Here is a 15,970-nt window from a genome sequence, read left to right as displayed (position 1 = left end):
TGTGGACCCGGAGCAATCCGGACTCGGCCAGGCCGGGGTGACGATCCGCGGCCTGGACGTCGGCGGCGTACGAGCGCCCCTGCTGGACCCGACGCCGGAGCACGTGGCCCGGCCGGCGAAACTGATCGACCACGGTCTGGAGGTGGTGGGAGCATGAGCAACCCCACGCGTATCAAGGAACTGATCGTCACCCCGATCGCCTTCCGCGACCCGCCTCTGCTCAACTCCAACGGCGTCCACGAGCCCCTCGCGCTGCGGATCATCCTCCAACTCGTCCTGGAGGACGGCACGGTGGGCCTCGGCGAGTCACCGGGCGGCACCCCCCGCCTGGAGCGACTCGAGGCGGCTGCCAAGGTGGTCGTCGGTATGGACGTCTTCGACACGACCGCCATCGGCGGCGCGATCGACGCCGCCCTGCTGCCGACCGTGCCCAGCTCCCACGAACGCGGCTGGACCACCTCGGCGGTGGAGGTGGCCTGCCTCGACGCGCAGGGCAAGCTGCTCGGGCGCCCGGTCAGCGACCTGCTCGGCGGGACGGTCCGCGACTCCGTGCCCTTCGCCGCGTACCTCTTCTACAGGTGGGCCGAGCACCCCGCGCTCGACGGGCGGGCGGCGATCGGCGACGACTGGGGCACGGCGCTGGATCCCGCGGGGATCGTGGAGCAGGCCCGGCTGATGCAACAGCGGTGCGGCTTCCGGTCGTTCAAGCTGAAGGGCGGTGTCTTCCCGCCGGACGAGGAGATCGCCGCGATCCGGGCGCTGGCGGAGGCGTTCCCCGGCCAGCCGCTGCGGCTCGACCCCAACACGGCCTGGACGGTGCAGACGTCGAAGTACGTCGCCCGCGAACTGGACGGCGTGCTCGAGTACTTGGAGGACCCGACCAAGGGAATCGAGGGCATGGCGCAGGTGGCGCAGGACTCGCCGCTCCCCCTCGCCACCAACATGTGCGTGATCGCCTGGGAGCATCTGAAGCCCGCGATCGAGCAGAACGCGATCCAGGTGCTCCTCACCGACCACCACTACTGGGGCGGACTGCGCCGCACCCGTGAACTGGCCGCCGTCTGCGAGGCGTTCGGGCTCGCTCTGTCCATGCACTCCAACTCGCACCTGGGCATCAGCCTCGCCGCCATGACCCATGTCGCGGCGGCCATCCCCAACCTCGACCACTCCTGCGACACGCACTACCCGTGGAACTTCGCCGACGACGTGATCCGCCCCGGGGTGCTGGAGTTCCGTGACGGCGAGGTCAGGGTCCCGACCGGTCCCGGGCTGGGCGTGGAGCTGGACCACGAGGCGCTGGAGCGGCTGCACCGGCTGTATGTGGAGTCGGGGGTGCGCACGCGCGACGACACCGGTTACATGCAGCGGTTCCAGCCGGACTACGAGCTCCGACTGCCGCGCTGGTGAGGCGTGCTGCCGGATGATCCCGGGTGCGGGGTCATCCGGCCCGGTCGCCGTAGGCGGCCCTGCTGGCCTCGATCTCCGCGATGTGTTCCATCGCCCAGCCGGCGAGGGCGAGCGCCGGTGGGATGAGGCTCTGCCCGGTGGGGGTCAGCTCGTACTCGACGCGTGGCGGGACCTCCGCGTAGGCCGTCCTCGACACCAGGCCGTCGCGCTCCAGGTTCTTGAGGGTCAGCGTGAGCATCCGCTGCGAGATCCCGGGGACCTGGCGCTGCAGGTCGGTGAAGCGCAGGCGTCCCTGTTCGAGGGTCGCGACGATCAGCTGCGTCCACTTGTCGCAGATCCGGTCGAGCACGGCGCGGATCTGCGACCGCCGTCGCCCCGGATCATGCAGGTGTGCTGGTACTGCTGCGACATGACAACCCCCTGTGCGTAGCGCACACGCGTGTGCCTTTTGTAAGCCCCCCGACAGTCACTCATGATGAGGCAACTTACGCCTGGTAACTGTCGTGTTGGGAGTCGGTGTGGACGTCGCCTTCTGGATACTCGCCGTGCTGCTGGCGGTGTTCTATCTCTATGCCGGAGGCAAGAAGGTCCTGCAGAGCCAGGAGCAGCTCCGGCCCATGATGGGGTGGGTCGACCGCATCCCCATGCCGGTCGTCAGGGGCATCGGCACGCTGGAGGTCCTCGGTGCGGCGGGCCTGGTCCTGCCGCCGCTGACCGGAATCGCGCCCGTGCTCGCCGTCGCCGCGGCGATCGGTCTCGTCCTGATCCAGGTCGGGGGCATCGTGGTCCACGTATCGCGCGGTGAATCCCGGGTCATCGGGCTGAACATCGCCCTGCTGGTGCTCGCCGCCGTGGCCGCCTGGCTGGGAGCCGCCAGGCTGTGACGTCAGGCCGCCGGCCGACGCCGCCGAGCCGGTGGGTGCTGAGCAGGCCGGCGTCCCTGAGGACCGTGGCGTGGTGGCCGGCGGTGGCGGGGGTCATGCCCGTGCTGCGGGCCGGCTCCGTGGTCGTACGGCCGCCCTCGGCGACGTGACCGAGGATCTCCGCGCGGGTGCGCCAGCAGGGCGATCAGTGAGCGTGACGGTGTCGGCGACGTCCAGGGCGGGCTCGTGCGTCATGGGGTCGCGTCCCCGTCCCGCACGATGGCCAGACTCGGGTAGTTGCCCTCGGATGCGCCGGCGGTGTGGTGCATCATCACGCCGCGGATGTCGGCCATGCCGCCGTGGCCCCGCTGCTGCCGGCCGCCTTCCTCCTGGGCCTGGAGCCCGTCCTTCCGCAGGATGTCCGCCAGGTGGTGGTGCGGGTGAGGGGAGGAGTTCAGACGTCGGCACTATGTTGTCCGCCATGAATGGGACACAGCGTCTGGCCGGGAAGGTCGTCGTCGTCACGGGCGCGGCCCGGGGTCAAGGGGCGGCGGAGGCAGCGGAGTTGGCGCGGGCGGGTGCCCAGGTGGTCGCCACCGATGTGCGGCCCGAGGGTGACGTACGGCGGCTCGACGTCAGCAGCGAGAGCGACTGGGCGGAGCTGGCCGCGGAGTTGAAGGAGTCGTACGGCGAGATCCACGGCCTGGTCAACAACGCGGGTGTCATCCGGCGCGAGCGGCTCGGCGAGGTGCGGCCGGAGGACTTCGCGCAGGTCCAGGCGGTGAACACCACCGGGCCGCTGCTGGGCATCCAGTACCTCGCCCCGCTGATGCCGCCCGGCTCGTCGATCGTCAACGTCGGCTCGTCCGCCGCGCTCACCGGCTACTACCCGGTGGCGTACACAGCCAGCAAGTGGGCGCTGCGCGGGGTGTCGAAGATCGCGGCGATGGAGCTGGGGCCGCGGGGCATCCGCGTGAACACCGTCCACCCCGGCTACATCGAGACCGAGATGACGGCCGCCGCCAGTCCCACCTTCGTCGAGGCGACCGTCCGGGAGACGCCGCTCGGCCGCAGCGGCACGGTCGAGGACATCGTCCCGCTCGTGGTGTTCCTGCTGTCCGACGAGTCGTCCTTCATCACCGGGGCGGAGATCCCCGTGGACGGCGGCCTCACCGCGCACGGCGGCGTCAAGTCGATCTCGGACGCGGTGCGGGGAGCCTGAGGAGCCCGGATCCCGTGCGGGCCGCCGGTCCCCCGCGCCGGCGGCCCGCACGGGATCCGGGGCCAGGAGGAAGCACCGGCCGCCCCCCACCGAACCGCCGGGTCTCCCCCGCCACGGCCGCCGGAGCGACGATGTGCTGGAGTACATCCGAGAACGTCCCTGTTGCTCGTCTGAAGTCTGGGACAGTGCGGGGCGTCGCCGGTATGGGTACAACTGCGTACGCGGCGGACGAGCGGAGAGAACGTGCTGGGCAATGTGTACGAACGCGGGCTGTCGGTGGCCGTCGCGGCACTCCACGAACGTGAGCCCGAGCGGCTGTGGCCCCTGGTGGCGTCCGCCCTGCCGGAGCTGTGCGGTGGCGAGAACCTGATCTACAAGCTGGACGACTGGAACGAGGCCGGGGGCACGGTCGGCATGCCGTCCGAGGTCGCCGCCGCGTTCGAACGACTGGGCGACGAGGACCTGGCCCTCCTGCGCGCCGGCTATCCCTTCGCCCACCATTACGCGGCCGGCCCCGACCGAGCGCCGCTCACGGCACGCCGCAGGGCCGGACGGGCGTGGTCCACGAGCCCGACCGCGCGACTGATCGGCGAGGTGATGGGCGCGGACCACGTACTGGCGATTCCGCTGCCGCGGACGACCGCCCCCATAACCGGCTGCATGATCTACCGCTCCGGCAGGGACTTCACGGACGACCACGTCCGCGCGGCCCAGAAGCTGCAGCCGCTGTTGGCGGGGATCGAGCAGCAGCGGCAACTCCTGGAGCGTCTGCGGCGCTCGACCGAACCGTCCGTCGATCCGGCCGCGGACTGCGCCCTCACCCCGCGCGAGCTGTCCGTCCTGCTCCTGCTCACGGACGCCCTGACGGCGGCGGCCATCGGCCGCAGGCTCGGTATCTCCGACCGCACGGTCCACAAGCACGTCGAGAACATCTACCGCAAACTGGGCACCCGAGACCGCATCAGCACGGTCCTGCGCGCACAGCGGCTCGGCCTGGTCCCGACACCGTCCGCGACCGCTCGGAGTCAGCCATGAAGCCGAACCGCTCCATCCCCACGGCGACCGTCATCCCCGTCCTGATCTACCCCGATGTGCGTGCGGCGGTGGACTGGCTGGGCGCGGCCTTCGGATTCGAGGAGCGGGTGCGGATCGGCGAGGACCACCGCGCCCAACTCGCCTTCGGTGACGGGGCGGTGATCGTCGGGGACGTCCGCAAGGACCGCCGTCCGCCGCGCCCCGGCGAGGTCACGCACTCGGTGACGGTGCGCGTGGCGGACGCCCGGGCCCACTGCGAGCGGGCCCGGGAGCACGGCGCCCGCATCCTCATGGAACCGACCGACTTCGAGTACGGCGAGCGCCAGTACACCGTCGAGGACCTGGCCGGCCACCAGTGGACGTTCTCCGAGTCGCTCGCGGACGTCGCGCCGGAGGAGTGGGGCGGCACGTCGGTGTCCTGACCCGCTCGGTCAGCTCGCCCCGTCGGCCTGGAAGCGGCGCACCCGGTCCGCCTCGCGCCGGAGCGCCCACGCGTCGGCCACCGGGCCCACGTGGCCGAGCTTGTCGGGGTTGATCACCGAGCGGATCGTCTGGACGCGTCCGTCGAGGATGTCGAGCACCATGGTGCTCACGACCTTTCCGTCCCGGTCGCGGAAGACCGCGCCCGGCTGGCCGTTGACCTGATGTGGCTCCAGTACGACACCGACCTCGCCGATCTGCGGCGCGAACTCGGCGAGCACCCGGGCCACCTTCTCGGAGCCGATGACGGCGTTCGCCAGCTGCGGGGCCTTGCCGCCGCCGTCGCCCGCCATGTGGACGTCGGCCGCGAGGAGTTCCCGCAGTCCGTCGACGTCCCCTTCCCGGAAGGCGTCGAAGAACCGCCCGGCGAGTTCCTCGCGCTCCTTGCGGTCGGCCTCGAACCGGGGCCGGCCTGCGTCCATGTGCCGGCGCGCCCGTACGGCGAGCTGGCGGCAGGCCGCCTCCGAGCGCCCCACGGCCGACGCGATGTCCGGGAAGCCGAACCCGAAGACCTCCCGCAGCACGAACACCGCACGCTCCAGCGGGGTCAGCCGCTCGAGCAGCAGCAGGGCCGTCATCGACAGCGAGTCGGACAGCTCCGCCGAGCGCTCCGGGTCCTGGTAGGGGTCGGCCAGCAGCGGCTCGGGGAACCACGGGCCGACGTACGCCTCCCGCCGGACGCGGGCCGAGCGCAGGACGTCGACCGAGATCCGGGTGACCACCGCCGAGAGGTAGGCCTTGGTCGAGGCGGGCCGGGTCGGGGTGGTCTCCCAGCGCAGCCAGGCCTCCTGGAGGGCGTCCTCCGCCTCGCTCACGCTGCCGAGGATGCGGTAGGCGATCGCGAACAGCAGCGGCCGTAGCTCCTCGAACTCCTCGGTGCGACTCACGCCAGCTCCTCCTTGAAGCCCTGGCGCCACGAGGGGTAGCGCAGCTGCCAGCCGAGCTCCCGCTTGGCCTTGGCGTTGGAGAAGCCGCGGCCCTCGGTCATCATGATCACCGCCTGGTCCCCGGCCAGCAGCCGGGCCAGCCACTTCGGCACCCGCATCGGCGGCTTGGCCGCCGCGCACGCGGCCAGGTACGGCAGCCATTCGTTCGCCGGGGCCGGTTCGTCGTCGACGATGTTGAACACGCCCCTGGCCTTCTGTTCCACGGCCAGTACGGTGGCGCTCGCCGCGTCGTCGAGATGGATCCACGAGCTGTAGCCGGCGGCGCTCCCCACCAGCGGATACTGCCGCTTGCGCACCAGGACGACCTGGTCGTCGATGGCGCCCGGTCCGTAGAACGCGCCGTAGCGCAGCACCGCCCCGCCGGACTCGAGAACCGTGCCCTCGACGTGCCGCATCGCCTCCATGCCCGCCTGCGCGGCCGTCCCCTCCAGGAGGTCCAGCGGGTCCTTCTCGGTCTTCACCCAGCCGCCCCGGCGGATGCCGTTCCAGCTTGCGTAGCCCTGCGCGACGACATGACAGACGCCGGTCGCCTCGGCGGCGGCCAGCAGGTGGTCCGTGCCCTCGGTGCGCAGCCGGTTGGTCTTCGCGAACCAGCGGTCCGGGTGCTTCAGATCGGGTTTGCCCGCGTGCGCCATGGAGATCGCGGTCATCTGGTGCACGATCGCGTCCGGCCGGGCCTGGGCGACCGCCTCGCCGACCGAGGCCGCGTCCAGTCCGTCCATCACGACCCCGTCCGCGCCCAGTCGGCCCAGCAGACCCAGCTTGGTCGCGCTCGTCGTCGTAGCCGTCACCTGGTGGCCCCTGGCCACGAGCTGCGGCACCAGCCGCCGCCCGAGAACCCCGGACCCGCCTGCCACGAACACCCGCACAACGATCACCTTCCCGCTTCCCGAAATGCCTCTCGGTGCAGAGACGAGACAGACCCGTACGTCTGTGACATCGGGAGCAGGAAAGACCTGGAGCGATGGACCTCAGACCGCCCCTGGCCCCGTCCCGCCCTTGAGCCGTTCCAGGTCGGAGGGGCGGACCTGGATGGCGAACACGGCGACCAGGGCGGCGACGACGGTGAAGATGGCGGCCATGACGAACGCGGCGGAGATTCCGGCGGTGAGGATCTCGTCGGACCAGGGGGACGGAAGCTGTCCCGTGCGGCGGAAGTGCAGGCGTTCGGCGGGGGTCGCCTGGGCGAGGAAGCGCGGGATCTGCTTGTCCGCCTCGTTGTTGCTGGCCGTGCCGAACATGGTGACCAGGATGGACAGGCCGAGCGAACCGCCCACCTGCTGAGTGGCGTTGAGCAGCCCGGAGGCCGCGCCGGTCTCCTCGACGGAGACGTTGGAGAGCGCCATGAGGGTGAGCGAGACGAACTCCATGCCCATGCCCAGGCTGAAGACGAGGATCGGGCCGAGAATGCTGCCCGCATAGGTGGAGTGGACGTCGGTCAGGGTCAGCCAGGCCAGACCGGCCGCCGCGAGGATCGCTCCCACCACCATGAACGGCTTGGGACCGAAGGTGGGCAGGAACCGCGAGGCCAGACCGGCACCGACGGCGATGACCACACTGACCGGAAGGAAGGCGAACCCGGTGGCCAGTGGGCTGAAACCCAGCACGTTCTGCACGAAGAGCGTGAGGAAGAAGAACATGCCGAAGATCGCGGCGGCGAGGCTGAGCATGATGCCGTAGGTGCCGGCGCGGTTGCGGTCGGCGAACATGTGCAGCGGTGTGATCGGCTGGCTGGAACGCCGCTCGATCAGGATGAACGCCGTGAGGACGACGACGGCCGCACCGAAGGAAGCCACCGTGAGCGCGTCCCGCCAGCCGTCCTGCGCCGCTCTGATGAAGCCGTACACCAGCAGCACCATGCCCACCGTGGACGTCAGCGCGCCGGCGAGGTCGAAGTGGCCCGGGTGGCGTTCGGACTCCTTGATCCAGCGGGGCGTGGCGAGGGCGATGAGCACCGCGATGGGGACGTTCACGAAGAGCACCCAGCGCCAGTTCAGCCACTCGACGATGACCCCGCCCGCGAGCAGCCCGATGGCACCGCCGCCGGCCGAGACCCCGGCGAAGACCCCGAAGGCCCGGTTGCGTTCCGGACCCTCGCGGAAGGTCGTGCTGATCAGGGCGAGGGCCGTCGGGGACGCGATGGCGCCGCCGACACCCTGGAGTGCGCGTGCGCCGAGGAGCTGGCCGGAGTTCTGCGCGAGCCCGCCGAGCAGGGAGGCGAGCGCGAACAGCAGCACGCCGAAGATGAACATGCGCCGCCGGCCGAGGATGTCCCCGGTGCGGCCGCCCAGCAGCAGCAGACCGCCGAAGGTCAGCGTGTACGCGTTGACCACCCAGGACAGGCTGGTGGTGGAGAAGTCCAGCGCGGTCTGGATGTGCGGCAGCGCGATGTTCACGATGGTGATGTCGAGGACCACCATCAACTGGCAGGACGCGATGACCAGCAGCGCCATGCCGCTTCCGCCGCCGCCCGGTTCCCGGGTGGTGGCCTGTGATGCTGAGGTCGGCTGCGGGCTGCTGCTCATAGGTGTCGCACTCTCGGGGGTCGGGCCCTCACGAGGAGTCAGTGAACGGTGCCGTCCACTGTTCGACCGTACGCTCCTGCCGTGGCCGTCACCACTCGATTGGGGAGACCCGCTCAACAGGGCGTCGAGCGGGCGGGGCGACCACGTGGGCCATCAGCGGGATCGCCGTCAGCGGGTCTTCCGGGTCATGGAGAACTCGTCGGCCTCCGCGAGGTCGAAGTCCCCGTGGTCACTGCCGAGCCCCTGCGCCACGAGTGCCGCCGCGGCGCTGCCGAGCACCGCGGACTCGCGCGGGGTGCGGTTCAGGCTCACGCCGCGGATGAAGCCGGCGGAGAACGCGTCGCCGCAGCCGGTGGTGTCGACGACGTCGACCTCGAAGGCGGGGACCGTCTCGGTGCCTTCGGCGGTGACCAGGATCGCGCCGTCGCCGCCGCGGGTGACGGCGACAAGACCGGCCCCGGCCGCGAGCAGCTTCTTCGCGCCGGTCACGAGGTCCTGCTCCTCGCTGAAGCCGAGGACCTGGTCGTCGTTGGGGAGGAGGAAGTCGACGTACGGGAGCAGCGGTTCGATCTGGTCGAAGGTGCCGAGCTCGCCGGGGGCCAGGAGGTCGACGGAGGTGACCACGTCGTGGTCCTTGGCGTACGACAGGATGCGTGCCGCCACGTCCGCGCCGATCAACTCCGGGCCGCCCAGGTGCAGATGGGTGGCCTCGGCGACCGCGTCCCAGGGCACGTCGTCGAGGCCGTAGGTGATGTTGGCACCGAGGAGGTGGAGCGAGGGGCGGTCGCCGTTGGGGCGGATGGGCAGGACGCTCGCCGAGGTGGAGGTGTCGATACGGCGGACGAGCAACCCAGTGTCGATTCCCGCCCTGTTGAGCAGCTGGACGAGCATGTCGCCGGTCGGGTCGGTGCCGATCGCGCCGGCGGTGCGGACCCGGGCGCCGAGCTTGGCGAGGGTGAGTGCGGTGCCGCCGGCGGTTCCGGCGGCGGTCATGCGGATGTCGTCCACGAGGGTCGCGCCCTGGCCCTCGGGTATCTCCTCCACCGGCCGTACCAGTACGTCCAGCACGTGCACGCCCATCGTGACGACCTTCATCGCTTGCCCTCCTGCTCGGGTGGTACGGGGTGGGTGGTGCCGTAGTTGCGGGCGATCGCGGCCTCGATGACCGCGAGTTGCTGCTGTTCGTCGAGGGCGCGGGGCGGTCCGAGCGCGGCCGCATGCTGGTAGACGCCGCAGGCCCACTCCAGCAGCAGGGCGTGTTCGACGGCCTTGTCGAGCGTCGGCGCGTGGGTGACCGCGCCGTGGTTGGCCATCAGGGCGGCGCTGCGGCCCTCCAGCGCGGCGAGCACCGACTCGGCGAGTTCGGGGGTGCCGAAGGTGGCGTACGGCGCGACGCGGACGGTGCCGCCGAGGGTGAGCAACTGGTAGTGGATACAGGGCAGTTCGTCGAGAACGAGGGAGAGCGCGGTGGCCATCGGGGCATGGGTGTGGACGACGGCGCCGGTGCCGTAGCGGCGGTAGACGCCGAGGTGCAGATCCAGTTCGGAGGTCGGTTCGAGCGTCCCGGCCACGAGCTTGCCGTCCAGGTCGACCACCGTCACCTGGTCCTCGGTGAGTTCGGCGAGCACCGCTCCGGTCGCGGTGATCGCGACCCGGTCCGCCACGCGCACACTGACGTTCCCGGCCGTGCCGATGAGCAGGCCCTCGGCCCCCAGCCGACGGCAGGCGTCCGCCACGGCGGCCCGCTCCTGCCCGAGCGCCGTGCTTGAGTCGGTCATGTGCGGGACCGTAACCTAAACGTGAAACAAAGTCACGTTCAGGTTCGGAGGTTTTCGTGGGTGAGCCGACCGCGGATGTCAGCGGGGCCGCTTCCCTGCGCCGTACGCCCCAACAGGCGCGCAGCAAGGCCCGGTTGGCGCGGGTCCTGGAGGCGGCCGAGCGCGTCCTGGTCGGCGAGGGGGTGGAGGCGCTGACCACGACGCGCGTCGCGGCGGAGGCGAAGGTGTCGGTGGGCTCGCTGTACCAGTACCTGCCGGACCGCGACGCGATCATCGACGCGCTGGCGGCCGGTTACTTCGCGAAGCTCGAGGCCGCCATGGACGGCTTCGTCGAGGCCGCGGCGGCGCAGGGATGGGACGACCCCGTGGGCGTGCTCGTCGACGCGTTCGCCGGGATCTACCGCACCGAACACGGCTTCCGCGCCTTGTGGTTCGGCAGCGGTCTGACCGAGCGGACCCGCGCCGCGGACCGCGAGCACAAGCGCCGTATGGCCGACGGAATCCGCCGCGTCCTGCTCGCGCTCGGCATCGCCCGTGACGACGAGGCCCTCGCCCGCGCCTGCCACGCCTCGGTCCTGGCGGCCGACGCGCTCTCCCAGGAGGCGTTCCGGCAGGACCCGCAGGGGGACGCCGAGCTCCTGGACGAGGCCAAGGTGATGTTGCGGGGGTACCTCGCCGCCGTCACCGCCCGCTACCCGACTTAGGCCTTTGGCGGTTCTTCCTCGGCGGCGCGGCCGGCTCGCAGCTCGGTTCCGTCCTCCACCACGCCGGAGGCCGGATCGGGCTCACCGTCCTGGGCGCCGTCCTTCCGGGCTCGCCCTCGTCCACCGGGCCTCGGAAAGTGGTCGGCGCCGGCCGGGCACCGCCGGGATGTAACGCGGGGTAACTCAACAGGCCACGTAAAGTCAGGGTGGGGGCAGAGGATCAAGGGGGGGCGAAGTGCCGGTGGAGCCGGTGGAGTTCTCGGTGCTGGGGCCGGTCCGGGTGCGGCGGTCGGGGGCGGAACTCGGCCTGGGCGGCCCGCAGGAAAGGGCCCTGCTGGCGCTGCTGCTGGTACGGGCCGGACAGCCGGTCGCGGTGAGCGAGATCGTCGGTGTGCTGTGGGGGCCGCGGCCGCCCCACAGCGCCGTCAATGTGATCCGCCGTCACGTCGGGTCCCTGCGCCGCCTCGTGGAGCCCGGGCTGCCGGCCCGGGCCGCTGGCCGCTGGCTGGCACGGGACGCGGGCGGATACCGGTGGGCGGCCGATGCCGGCTCGCTCGACCTCCTGCGGTTCCGCGGGCTGCGGGAGGAGGCCCGGCAGTCCGATGCTCCCGCGCGGGCCGTGGAACTGCTCACCGAGGCACTGGCCCTGTGGCAGGCACCGGTCGCCGCCCAGATCCCCGCAGAGGTCCGTGAGCGCGCCGGGTTCGGGGGCGTCGATCGCGAACGCCTGGCGGCCGTACGGGAAGCCGCCGACGCCGCGCTCCTCGCCGGTCTGCCGGAGGCGGTGCTGCCCCGGCTGCGGGAGGCCGCGGCCGACAACCCGCTGGACGAACCCCTGTCGGCCCGGCTGGTCCTCGCGCTGGCAGCCACGGGACGCCGGACCGAGGCGCTGGGCGTGTATCGGGCCGTATGCTCCCGGCTCGCCGAAGAGTTGGGCATCGATCCGGGGGCGGAACTGCGCGACGCCCACCGCGCCGTGCTGCAGGACACGTACAGCGTCCTGCCCGCCTCTGCCCCGGTCCCCGCCCAACTGCCCCATGATCTGCCCACGTTCACCGGCCGCGATGCCGAACTGAACGACGTCCTGGCGTTGTCGGACGCAGACGGTCCCGCCGAGACGGTCGTCATCAGCGCCATCGGCGGCATGGCCGGCATCGGCAAGACCACCCTCGCCGTGCACTGGGCCCACCGGGTCGCCGACCGGTTTCCCGACGGACAGCTGTACGTCAACCTCCGGGGCTTCGACCCGTCTGGTGCGGTGATGAGCCCGGGTGAGGCCGTGCGGCTCTTCCTGGACGCGCTCGGTGTGCCGCCCGAACGGGTCCCGCACGGGCTGGACGCCCAAGTCGCCCTCTACCGCAGCCTGTTGGCCGGGCGACGGCTCCTGATCCTGCTGGACAACGCACGCGACACCGACCAGGTGGGACCGCTGCTGCCGGGGACACCCGGCTGCCTCACCATCGTCACCAGCCGCAGCCAGCTGCCGGGACTGGTCAGCGCACACGGTGCGCACGCACGGACCCTGCGCCCGCTCGACTCCGAGCAGGCCAGGGCGTTCCTCACCCGCCGGCTGGGTGCGGCGCGGCTCACGGGCGAGTCCCGGGCAGTCGCCGAGATCACCGCTCTGTGCGCCGGGCTGCCGCTCGCCCTGGCCTGCGTCGCGGCACGCTCCGCGGCGCACCCGCAGTTCCCGCTGTCGGCCCTCGCGGCCGAGCTGCGTGCGGCGCACGGCAGCCTCGACGCCTTCAGCCGCACCGACACGGCGGCGAACGTCGCGGCGGTGTTCTCCTGGTCGCTGGGCGCCGTCTCGCCCGGCGCCGCCCGCCTGTTCCGGCTGCTCGGCCTGCACCCCGGCCCCGAGGTCTCGGTCCCGGCCGCGGCCGCACTGGCGAGAGTCCCGGTGCGGGAGGCGCGCCGGCTCCTGGACGAACTCGCCGGCGTACACCTCGTGGGCGAGCACGCTCCCGGCCGGTACGCCCTGCACGACCTGCTCCGCGCCCACGCCGCCGAACTCGCCGAGGGCGAGCATCCCGAGGACGACCGTGCCGCGGCCGCCGACAGGCTGTACGCGCACTACCTGCACACCACCCACGCCGCCGACCGGCTCCTCGCCCCGCATGCGGATCCCCTGCCACCGGGGCAGCCCCCGGAGGGTGTCGCCGCCGAGCCCCTCGCCGGCGACCGGCACGCGCTGGCATGGCTGAGCGCCGAGTACATGGTGCTGCTCGCCGTGATCGACGCGGCCGCGAACTCCGGACGCGACCGCCTCGCCTGTCTGCTGGCGTGGTCCCTGGAGCCCTTCTTCGACCGGCGGGGCCACTGGCACGACTGGGCGGCCGCCCAGCGCACCGCGCTCGCATCGGCGCTACGGCTGTCCGATCCCGCCTGGGAGGCACGCGGCCTGCGCGGACTCGCCCGGGCGGAGGGCCGGCTGGGCCTGCACGACCTCTCCCGCCCCCGGCTGCGCAGGGCCCTGGCACTCTTCACCGGGCTGGACGACGACTTCGGGCGGGCCGAGACCCACCGCAGCCTCGGCTGGGACTGCGACCAGCGGGGCGACCTGCCCGGCGCCCTGCGGCACAACCAGCAGGCCCTGGACCTGTTCCGCACGGGCGGCCACCGGGCCGCGCAGGCCAGCGTCCTCAACTCGGTCGGCTGGTACCACGCGCTGCTCGGGCAGTACCGGCAGGCGCTGGGCCACTGCTTCGAGGCCCTCACCCTGCTCCAGGACCTGGACGACCGCTATGGCCAGGCATCCACCTGGGACAGCATCGCCTACGCCCAGCACGGCCTGGGCCGCCACCCGCACGCCCTGCTCGGCTACCACAACGCGCTGACCCTGTACCGGGAGTTGGGCGTGCCGTACCTGGAGGCATGCACCCTCGTGCACATCGGCGACACCCATCTCGCGACGGGCGCCACGGACGAGGCGGACGCCGCCTGGCACCAGGCGCTCACCCTCCTCACCTCCCTCGGTCACCCTGACGCCGAGCAGGTCCGGGAACGGCTGTCGAAGCAGGGCGACCGACGCGATCTCGCATGACAGGGGCCGACCGAGTGCGGGACGGGTTCGCAGAGTTGATGCGGTTCGAGGTGCTGGGCCCTCTTCGGGTGGTGCGAGAAGACACGGAGCTCGATCTCGGGTTCCCGCAGCAGCGCGCCGTGTTGGGCCTGTTGCTGGTGCGGTCGGGCCGGCCCGTGCCGGCCGGCGAGATCGTCGAGGTGCTGTGGCCGGAACAGCCGCCCGCCAGCGCGATGAACGTGGTGCGCCGTTACGTCGGTTCCCTGCGCCGGCTGCTGGAACCTGGTCTGCCGCCCCGGGCGCCCGGACGACGCCTGCTGCGCAGTGCCGACGGGTACCAGCTGGAGGCGGGCGAGGAAGAGGTCGATCTCCTGAGCTTCCGCGGCCTGACCAGGCGGGCCAAGCGGGCGATGGCCACCGGACGGCCCGACGTGGCGTTGCGGCACTTCGTGCCGGCGTTGGGCCAGTGGCGGGGTCCGGTGGCGACGGGTGTCCCCTCGGCCGTGCGGGAGCGCGCCGTGTTCGCCGCGGTGGAGCGCGAGTTGGTCGGTACGACGGTGATGGCCGCCGATGCGGCCCTGCTGTGCGGCAGGACGGAACACGTACTGCCGTACCTGCGCCGGGCCGTCGAACTGGAGCCATTGAACGAGCCGTTGCACGCCAGGCTCGTCATGACGCTCGCCGCCTCCGGCCTGCAGGCCGAGGCCCTGTCGGCATACGAAGCCGTACGTCTGCTGCTGGCCCGGGAGTTGGGCGTCGGGCCCGGCGCCGAGCTGTCGGCGGCCCACACCCGCGTGCTCCGTCAGGAACTGCGCCCGACGCGTTCCGCAGCCGGCGCCGGGAAGCGGGCGAGGCCGACGGGCACTCCACAGCTCGTCGTCCGTCCCAGGCAACTGCCGCCCGATCTCGAGGTGTTCACCGGCAGGAGGTGCGAACTCGGCACACTGCGGGAGATCGCCGGGGCGGCGCCGGACTCCGCCGGAGCGCCCGCGACCACACTGATCAGCGGCATGCCGGGCATCGGGAAGACCACGCTCGCGATCCGGTTCGCGCACGAGGTCGCCGAGCGGTTCCCGGACGGCCAACTCCACGTGGAACTACGGGGTTTCGACCCGTTCAGACCGCCCCTGGACCCCGCGGAAGCCCTGCGCGGCATCCTCGCCGCGCTCGGTGTGCCCGACCGCCGCCTGCCGAGCGGCCTGGACGCCCTGGCCGGCCTGTACCGGAGCGTGCTGTCCGGCCGGCGGGTGCTCGTTCTGCTCGACGACGCCTGGGACAGCGAGCAGGTCCGGCCGCTGCTGCCCGCGTCGCCCGGCTGCCTGACGCTGGTCACCAGCCGGCACGGCCTGGCAGGCCTGGTCGCCGCGGGTGCCCGTCCGCTGCGCCTGGACCTGCCGTCCGCCGCGGACGCACGGGAGGCACTGGCCCTGCGCATCGGCCGGGAGCGGCCGGCCGCCGAGCCCGCGGCGGCCGACGAGATCGTCGAGCGCTGCGGCCGGCTGCCATTGGCTCTGGCCGCCGTGGCCGCCCGAGCCGTCGGCCGGCCGGATGTTCCGCTCGCGGCCGTTGCCGCCGGACTGCGTCGCTCCCAGGGGAGCCTCGACGCCTTCGACGGCGTACGCACCGCGTTCGCCTGCTCCTACCGGCGTCTGCCGGCCGAGAGCGCCCGGCTGTTCCGCCTGCTGCCGCTCCACCGCGGCCCCGACCTCACTGCGGAGGCGGCCGCCGCCCTCGCGGGGCTCCCGGCCCGCAGAGCCCGGTTGACTCTCGACGAGCTCGCCGACGCACACCTCCTGACCGAACACGCTCCGGGTCGCTACACCCCGCACGACCTGCTGCGCGTGTTCGCCGCCGAACTCGGCGAGCAGCACGACTGCCACAGGCCGGAGCCCGGCCATCACTTCACTGTCACTTCTTTTACACATCCTCCTACCTAGGCTCCGAAGAGCAGTGAGTGATTTTGTTCGGTCCCGTTCGGAGGCACGGC

At 72.1% G+C, this 15,970-nt stretch carries 15 protein-coding genes and 1 pseudogene; 9 read left to right on the top strand and 7 right to left on the bottom strand.

What is annotated here, in order from left to right:
• Nucleotides 1-28: 28 nt before the first annotated feature.
• Together ACFY1L_RS37200 and ACFY1L_RS37195 are read left to right on the top strand one after the other, a co-directional pair.
• Nucleotides 29-157: pseudogene (locus ACFY1L_RS37200) on the top strand (5-dehydro-4-deoxyglucarate dehydratase); the annotation flags it as partial.
• On the top strand, nt 154-1,407 hold the full coding sequence (locus ACFY1L_RS37195; protein ID WP_388834494.1) for a glucarate dehydratase family protein: 1,254 nt from the start codon (nt 154-156) through the stop codon (nt 1,405-1,407). The pseudogene ACFY1L_RS37200 and the gene ACFY1L_RS37195, both read left to right, overlap by 4 nt.
• Before the next feature lie 31 nt (nt 1,408-1,438).
• On the opposite strand, the gene ACFY1L_RS37190 is transcribed toward ACFY1L_RS37195, so the two are convergent.
• Nucleotides 1,439-1,756, bottom strand: a complete 318-nt coding sequence (locus tag ACFY1L_RS37190; RefSeq protein ID WP_388834492.1) for a winged helix-turn-helix transcriptional regulator — start codon at nt 1,754-1,756, stop codon at nt 1,439-1,441.
• Between the two features lie 169 nt (nt 1,757-1,925).
• Between ACFY1L_RS37190 and ACFY1L_RS37185 the strand changes: the two genes are divergently transcribed.
• Nucleotides 1,926-2,291, top strand: a complete 366-nt coding sequence (locus ACFY1L_RS37185) for a DoxX family protein (protein WP_388834490.1) — start codon at nt 1,926-1,928, stop codon at nt 2,289-2,291.
• Here the strand turns inward: ACFY1L_RS37185 and ACFY1L_RS37180 are convergent.
• Nucleotides 2,221-2,448 carry an ArsR/SmtB family transcription factor gene (locus ACFY1L_RS37180; RefSeq protein WP_388834758.1) on the bottom strand — a complete coding sequence of 76 codons (228 nt, stop codon included), beginning with the start codon at nt 2,446-2,448 and terminating at the stop codon, nt 2,221-2,223. The genes ACFY1L_RS37185 and ACFY1L_RS37180 overlap by 71 nt on opposite strands.
• 303 nt (nt 2,449-2,751) lie before the next feature.
• On the opposite strand from ACFY1L_RS37180, the gene ACFY1L_RS37175 reads away from it, so the two are divergent.
• The 3 genes from ACFY1L_RS37175 to ACFY1L_RS37165 all read left to right on the top strand — a co-directional run bounded on the left by ACFY1L_RS37175 (nt 2,752) and on the right by ACFY1L_RS37165 (nt 4,949).
• On the top strand, nt 2,752-3,492 hold the full coding sequence (locus ACFY1L_RS37175) for an SDR family NAD(P)-dependent oxidoreductase (RefSeq protein ID WP_388834487.1): 741 nt from the start codon (nt 2,752-2,754) through the stop codon (nt 3,490-3,492).
• A gap of 243 nt (nt 3,493-3,735) precedes the next feature.
• The gene (locus ACFY1L_RS37170; protein ID WP_388834484.1) at nt 3,736-4,527 is read left to right on the top strand and encodes a LuxR C-terminal-related transcriptional regulator; all 792 of its coding nucleotides are present in this window, start codon (nt 3,736-3,738) and stop codon (nt 4,525-4,527) included.
• Nucleotides 4,524-4,949: a VOC family protein gene (locus ACFY1L_RS37165; RefSeq protein WP_388834481.1), complete on the top strand. Its 426-nt coding sequence runs from the start codon at nt 4,524-4,526 to the stop codon at nt 4,947-4,949. Before ACFY1L_RS37170 ends, ACFY1L_RS37165 begins: the two co-directional genes overlap by 4 nt.
• Before the next feature lie 9 nt (nt 4,950-4,958).
• Here ACFY1L_RS37165 and ACFY1L_RS37160 read toward each other — a convergent pair whose 3' ends face one another.
• From ACFY1L_RS37160 to ACFY1L_RS37140, 5 genes are all read right to left on the bottom strand, one after another.
• On the bottom strand, nt 4,959-5,894 hold the full coding sequence (locus ACFY1L_RS37160; protein WP_388834478.1) for an RNA polymerase sigma-70 factor: 936 nt from the start codon (nt 5,892-5,894) through the stop codon (nt 4,959-4,961).
• The gene (locus ACFY1L_RS37155) at nt 5,891-6,832 is read right to left on the bottom strand and encodes an NAD-dependent epimerase/dehydratase family protein (protein ID WP_388834475.1); all 942 of its coding nucleotides are present in this window, start codon (nt 6,830-6,832) and stop codon (nt 5,891-5,893) included. Before ACFY1L_RS37155 ends, ACFY1L_RS37160 begins: the two co-directional genes overlap by 4 nt.
• Before the next feature lie 93 nt (nt 6,833-6,925).
• Nucleotides 6,926-8,479 carry an MFS transporter gene (locus ACFY1L_RS37150; protein WP_388834471.1) on the bottom strand — a complete coding sequence of 518 codons (1,554 nt, stop codon included), beginning with the start codon at nt 8,477-8,479 and terminating at the stop codon, nt 6,926-6,928.
• Between the two features lie 168 nt (nt 8,480-8,647).
• Nucleotides 8,648-9,574, bottom strand: a complete 927-nt coding sequence (locus tag ACFY1L_RS37145) for a carbohydrate kinase family protein (RefSeq protein WP_388834468.1) — start codon at nt 9,572-9,574, stop codon at nt 8,648-8,650.
• Nucleotides 9,571-10,257: a class II aldolase/adducin family protein gene (locus tag ACFY1L_RS37140; protein ID WP_388834465.1), complete on the bottom strand. Its 687-nt coding sequence runs from the start codon at nt 10,255-10,257 to the stop codon at nt 9,571-9,573. The genes ACFY1L_RS37145 and ACFY1L_RS37140 overlap by 4 nt, the downstream gene beginning before the upstream one ends.
• Nucleotides 10,258-10,313: 56 nt before the next feature.
• Between ACFY1L_RS37140 and ACFY1L_RS37135 the strand changes: the two genes are divergently transcribed.
• From ACFY1L_RS37135 to ACFY1L_RS37125, 3 genes are all read left to right on the top strand, one after another.
• Nucleotides 10,314-10,961, top strand: coding sequence for a TetR family transcriptional regulator (locus ACFY1L_RS37135; protein ID WP_388834462.1), 648 nt, complete (start codon nt 10,314-10,316; stop codon nt 10,959-10,961).
• Between the two features lie 235 nt (nt 10,962-11,196).
• Nucleotides 11,197-14,004, top strand: a complete 2,808-nt coding sequence (locus tag ACFY1L_RS37130; RefSeq protein WP_388834459.1) for a BTAD domain-containing putative transcriptional regulator — start codon at nt 11,197-11,199, stop codon at nt 14,002-14,004.
• Nucleotides 14,001-15,920 carry a BTAD domain-containing putative transcriptional regulator gene (locus ACFY1L_RS37125; protein ID WP_388834453.1) on the top strand — a complete coding sequence of 640 codons (1,920 nt, stop codon included), beginning with the start codon at nt 14,001-14,003 and terminating at the stop codon, nt 15,918-15,920. The genes ACFY1L_RS37130 and ACFY1L_RS37125 overlap by 4 nt, the downstream gene beginning before the upstream one ends.
• Nucleotides 15,921-15,970: the final 50 nt, after the last annotated feature.

This window comes from Streptomyces sp. NPDC001663 (genome assembly GCF_042893105.1).
Classification (GTDB): Bacteria; Actinomycetota; Actinomycetes; order Streptomycetales; family Streptomycetaceae; genus Streptomyces.
Note: the sequence above shows the minus strand (reverse complement) of the source record. Positions and strands in the feature narration are given on the sequence as shown.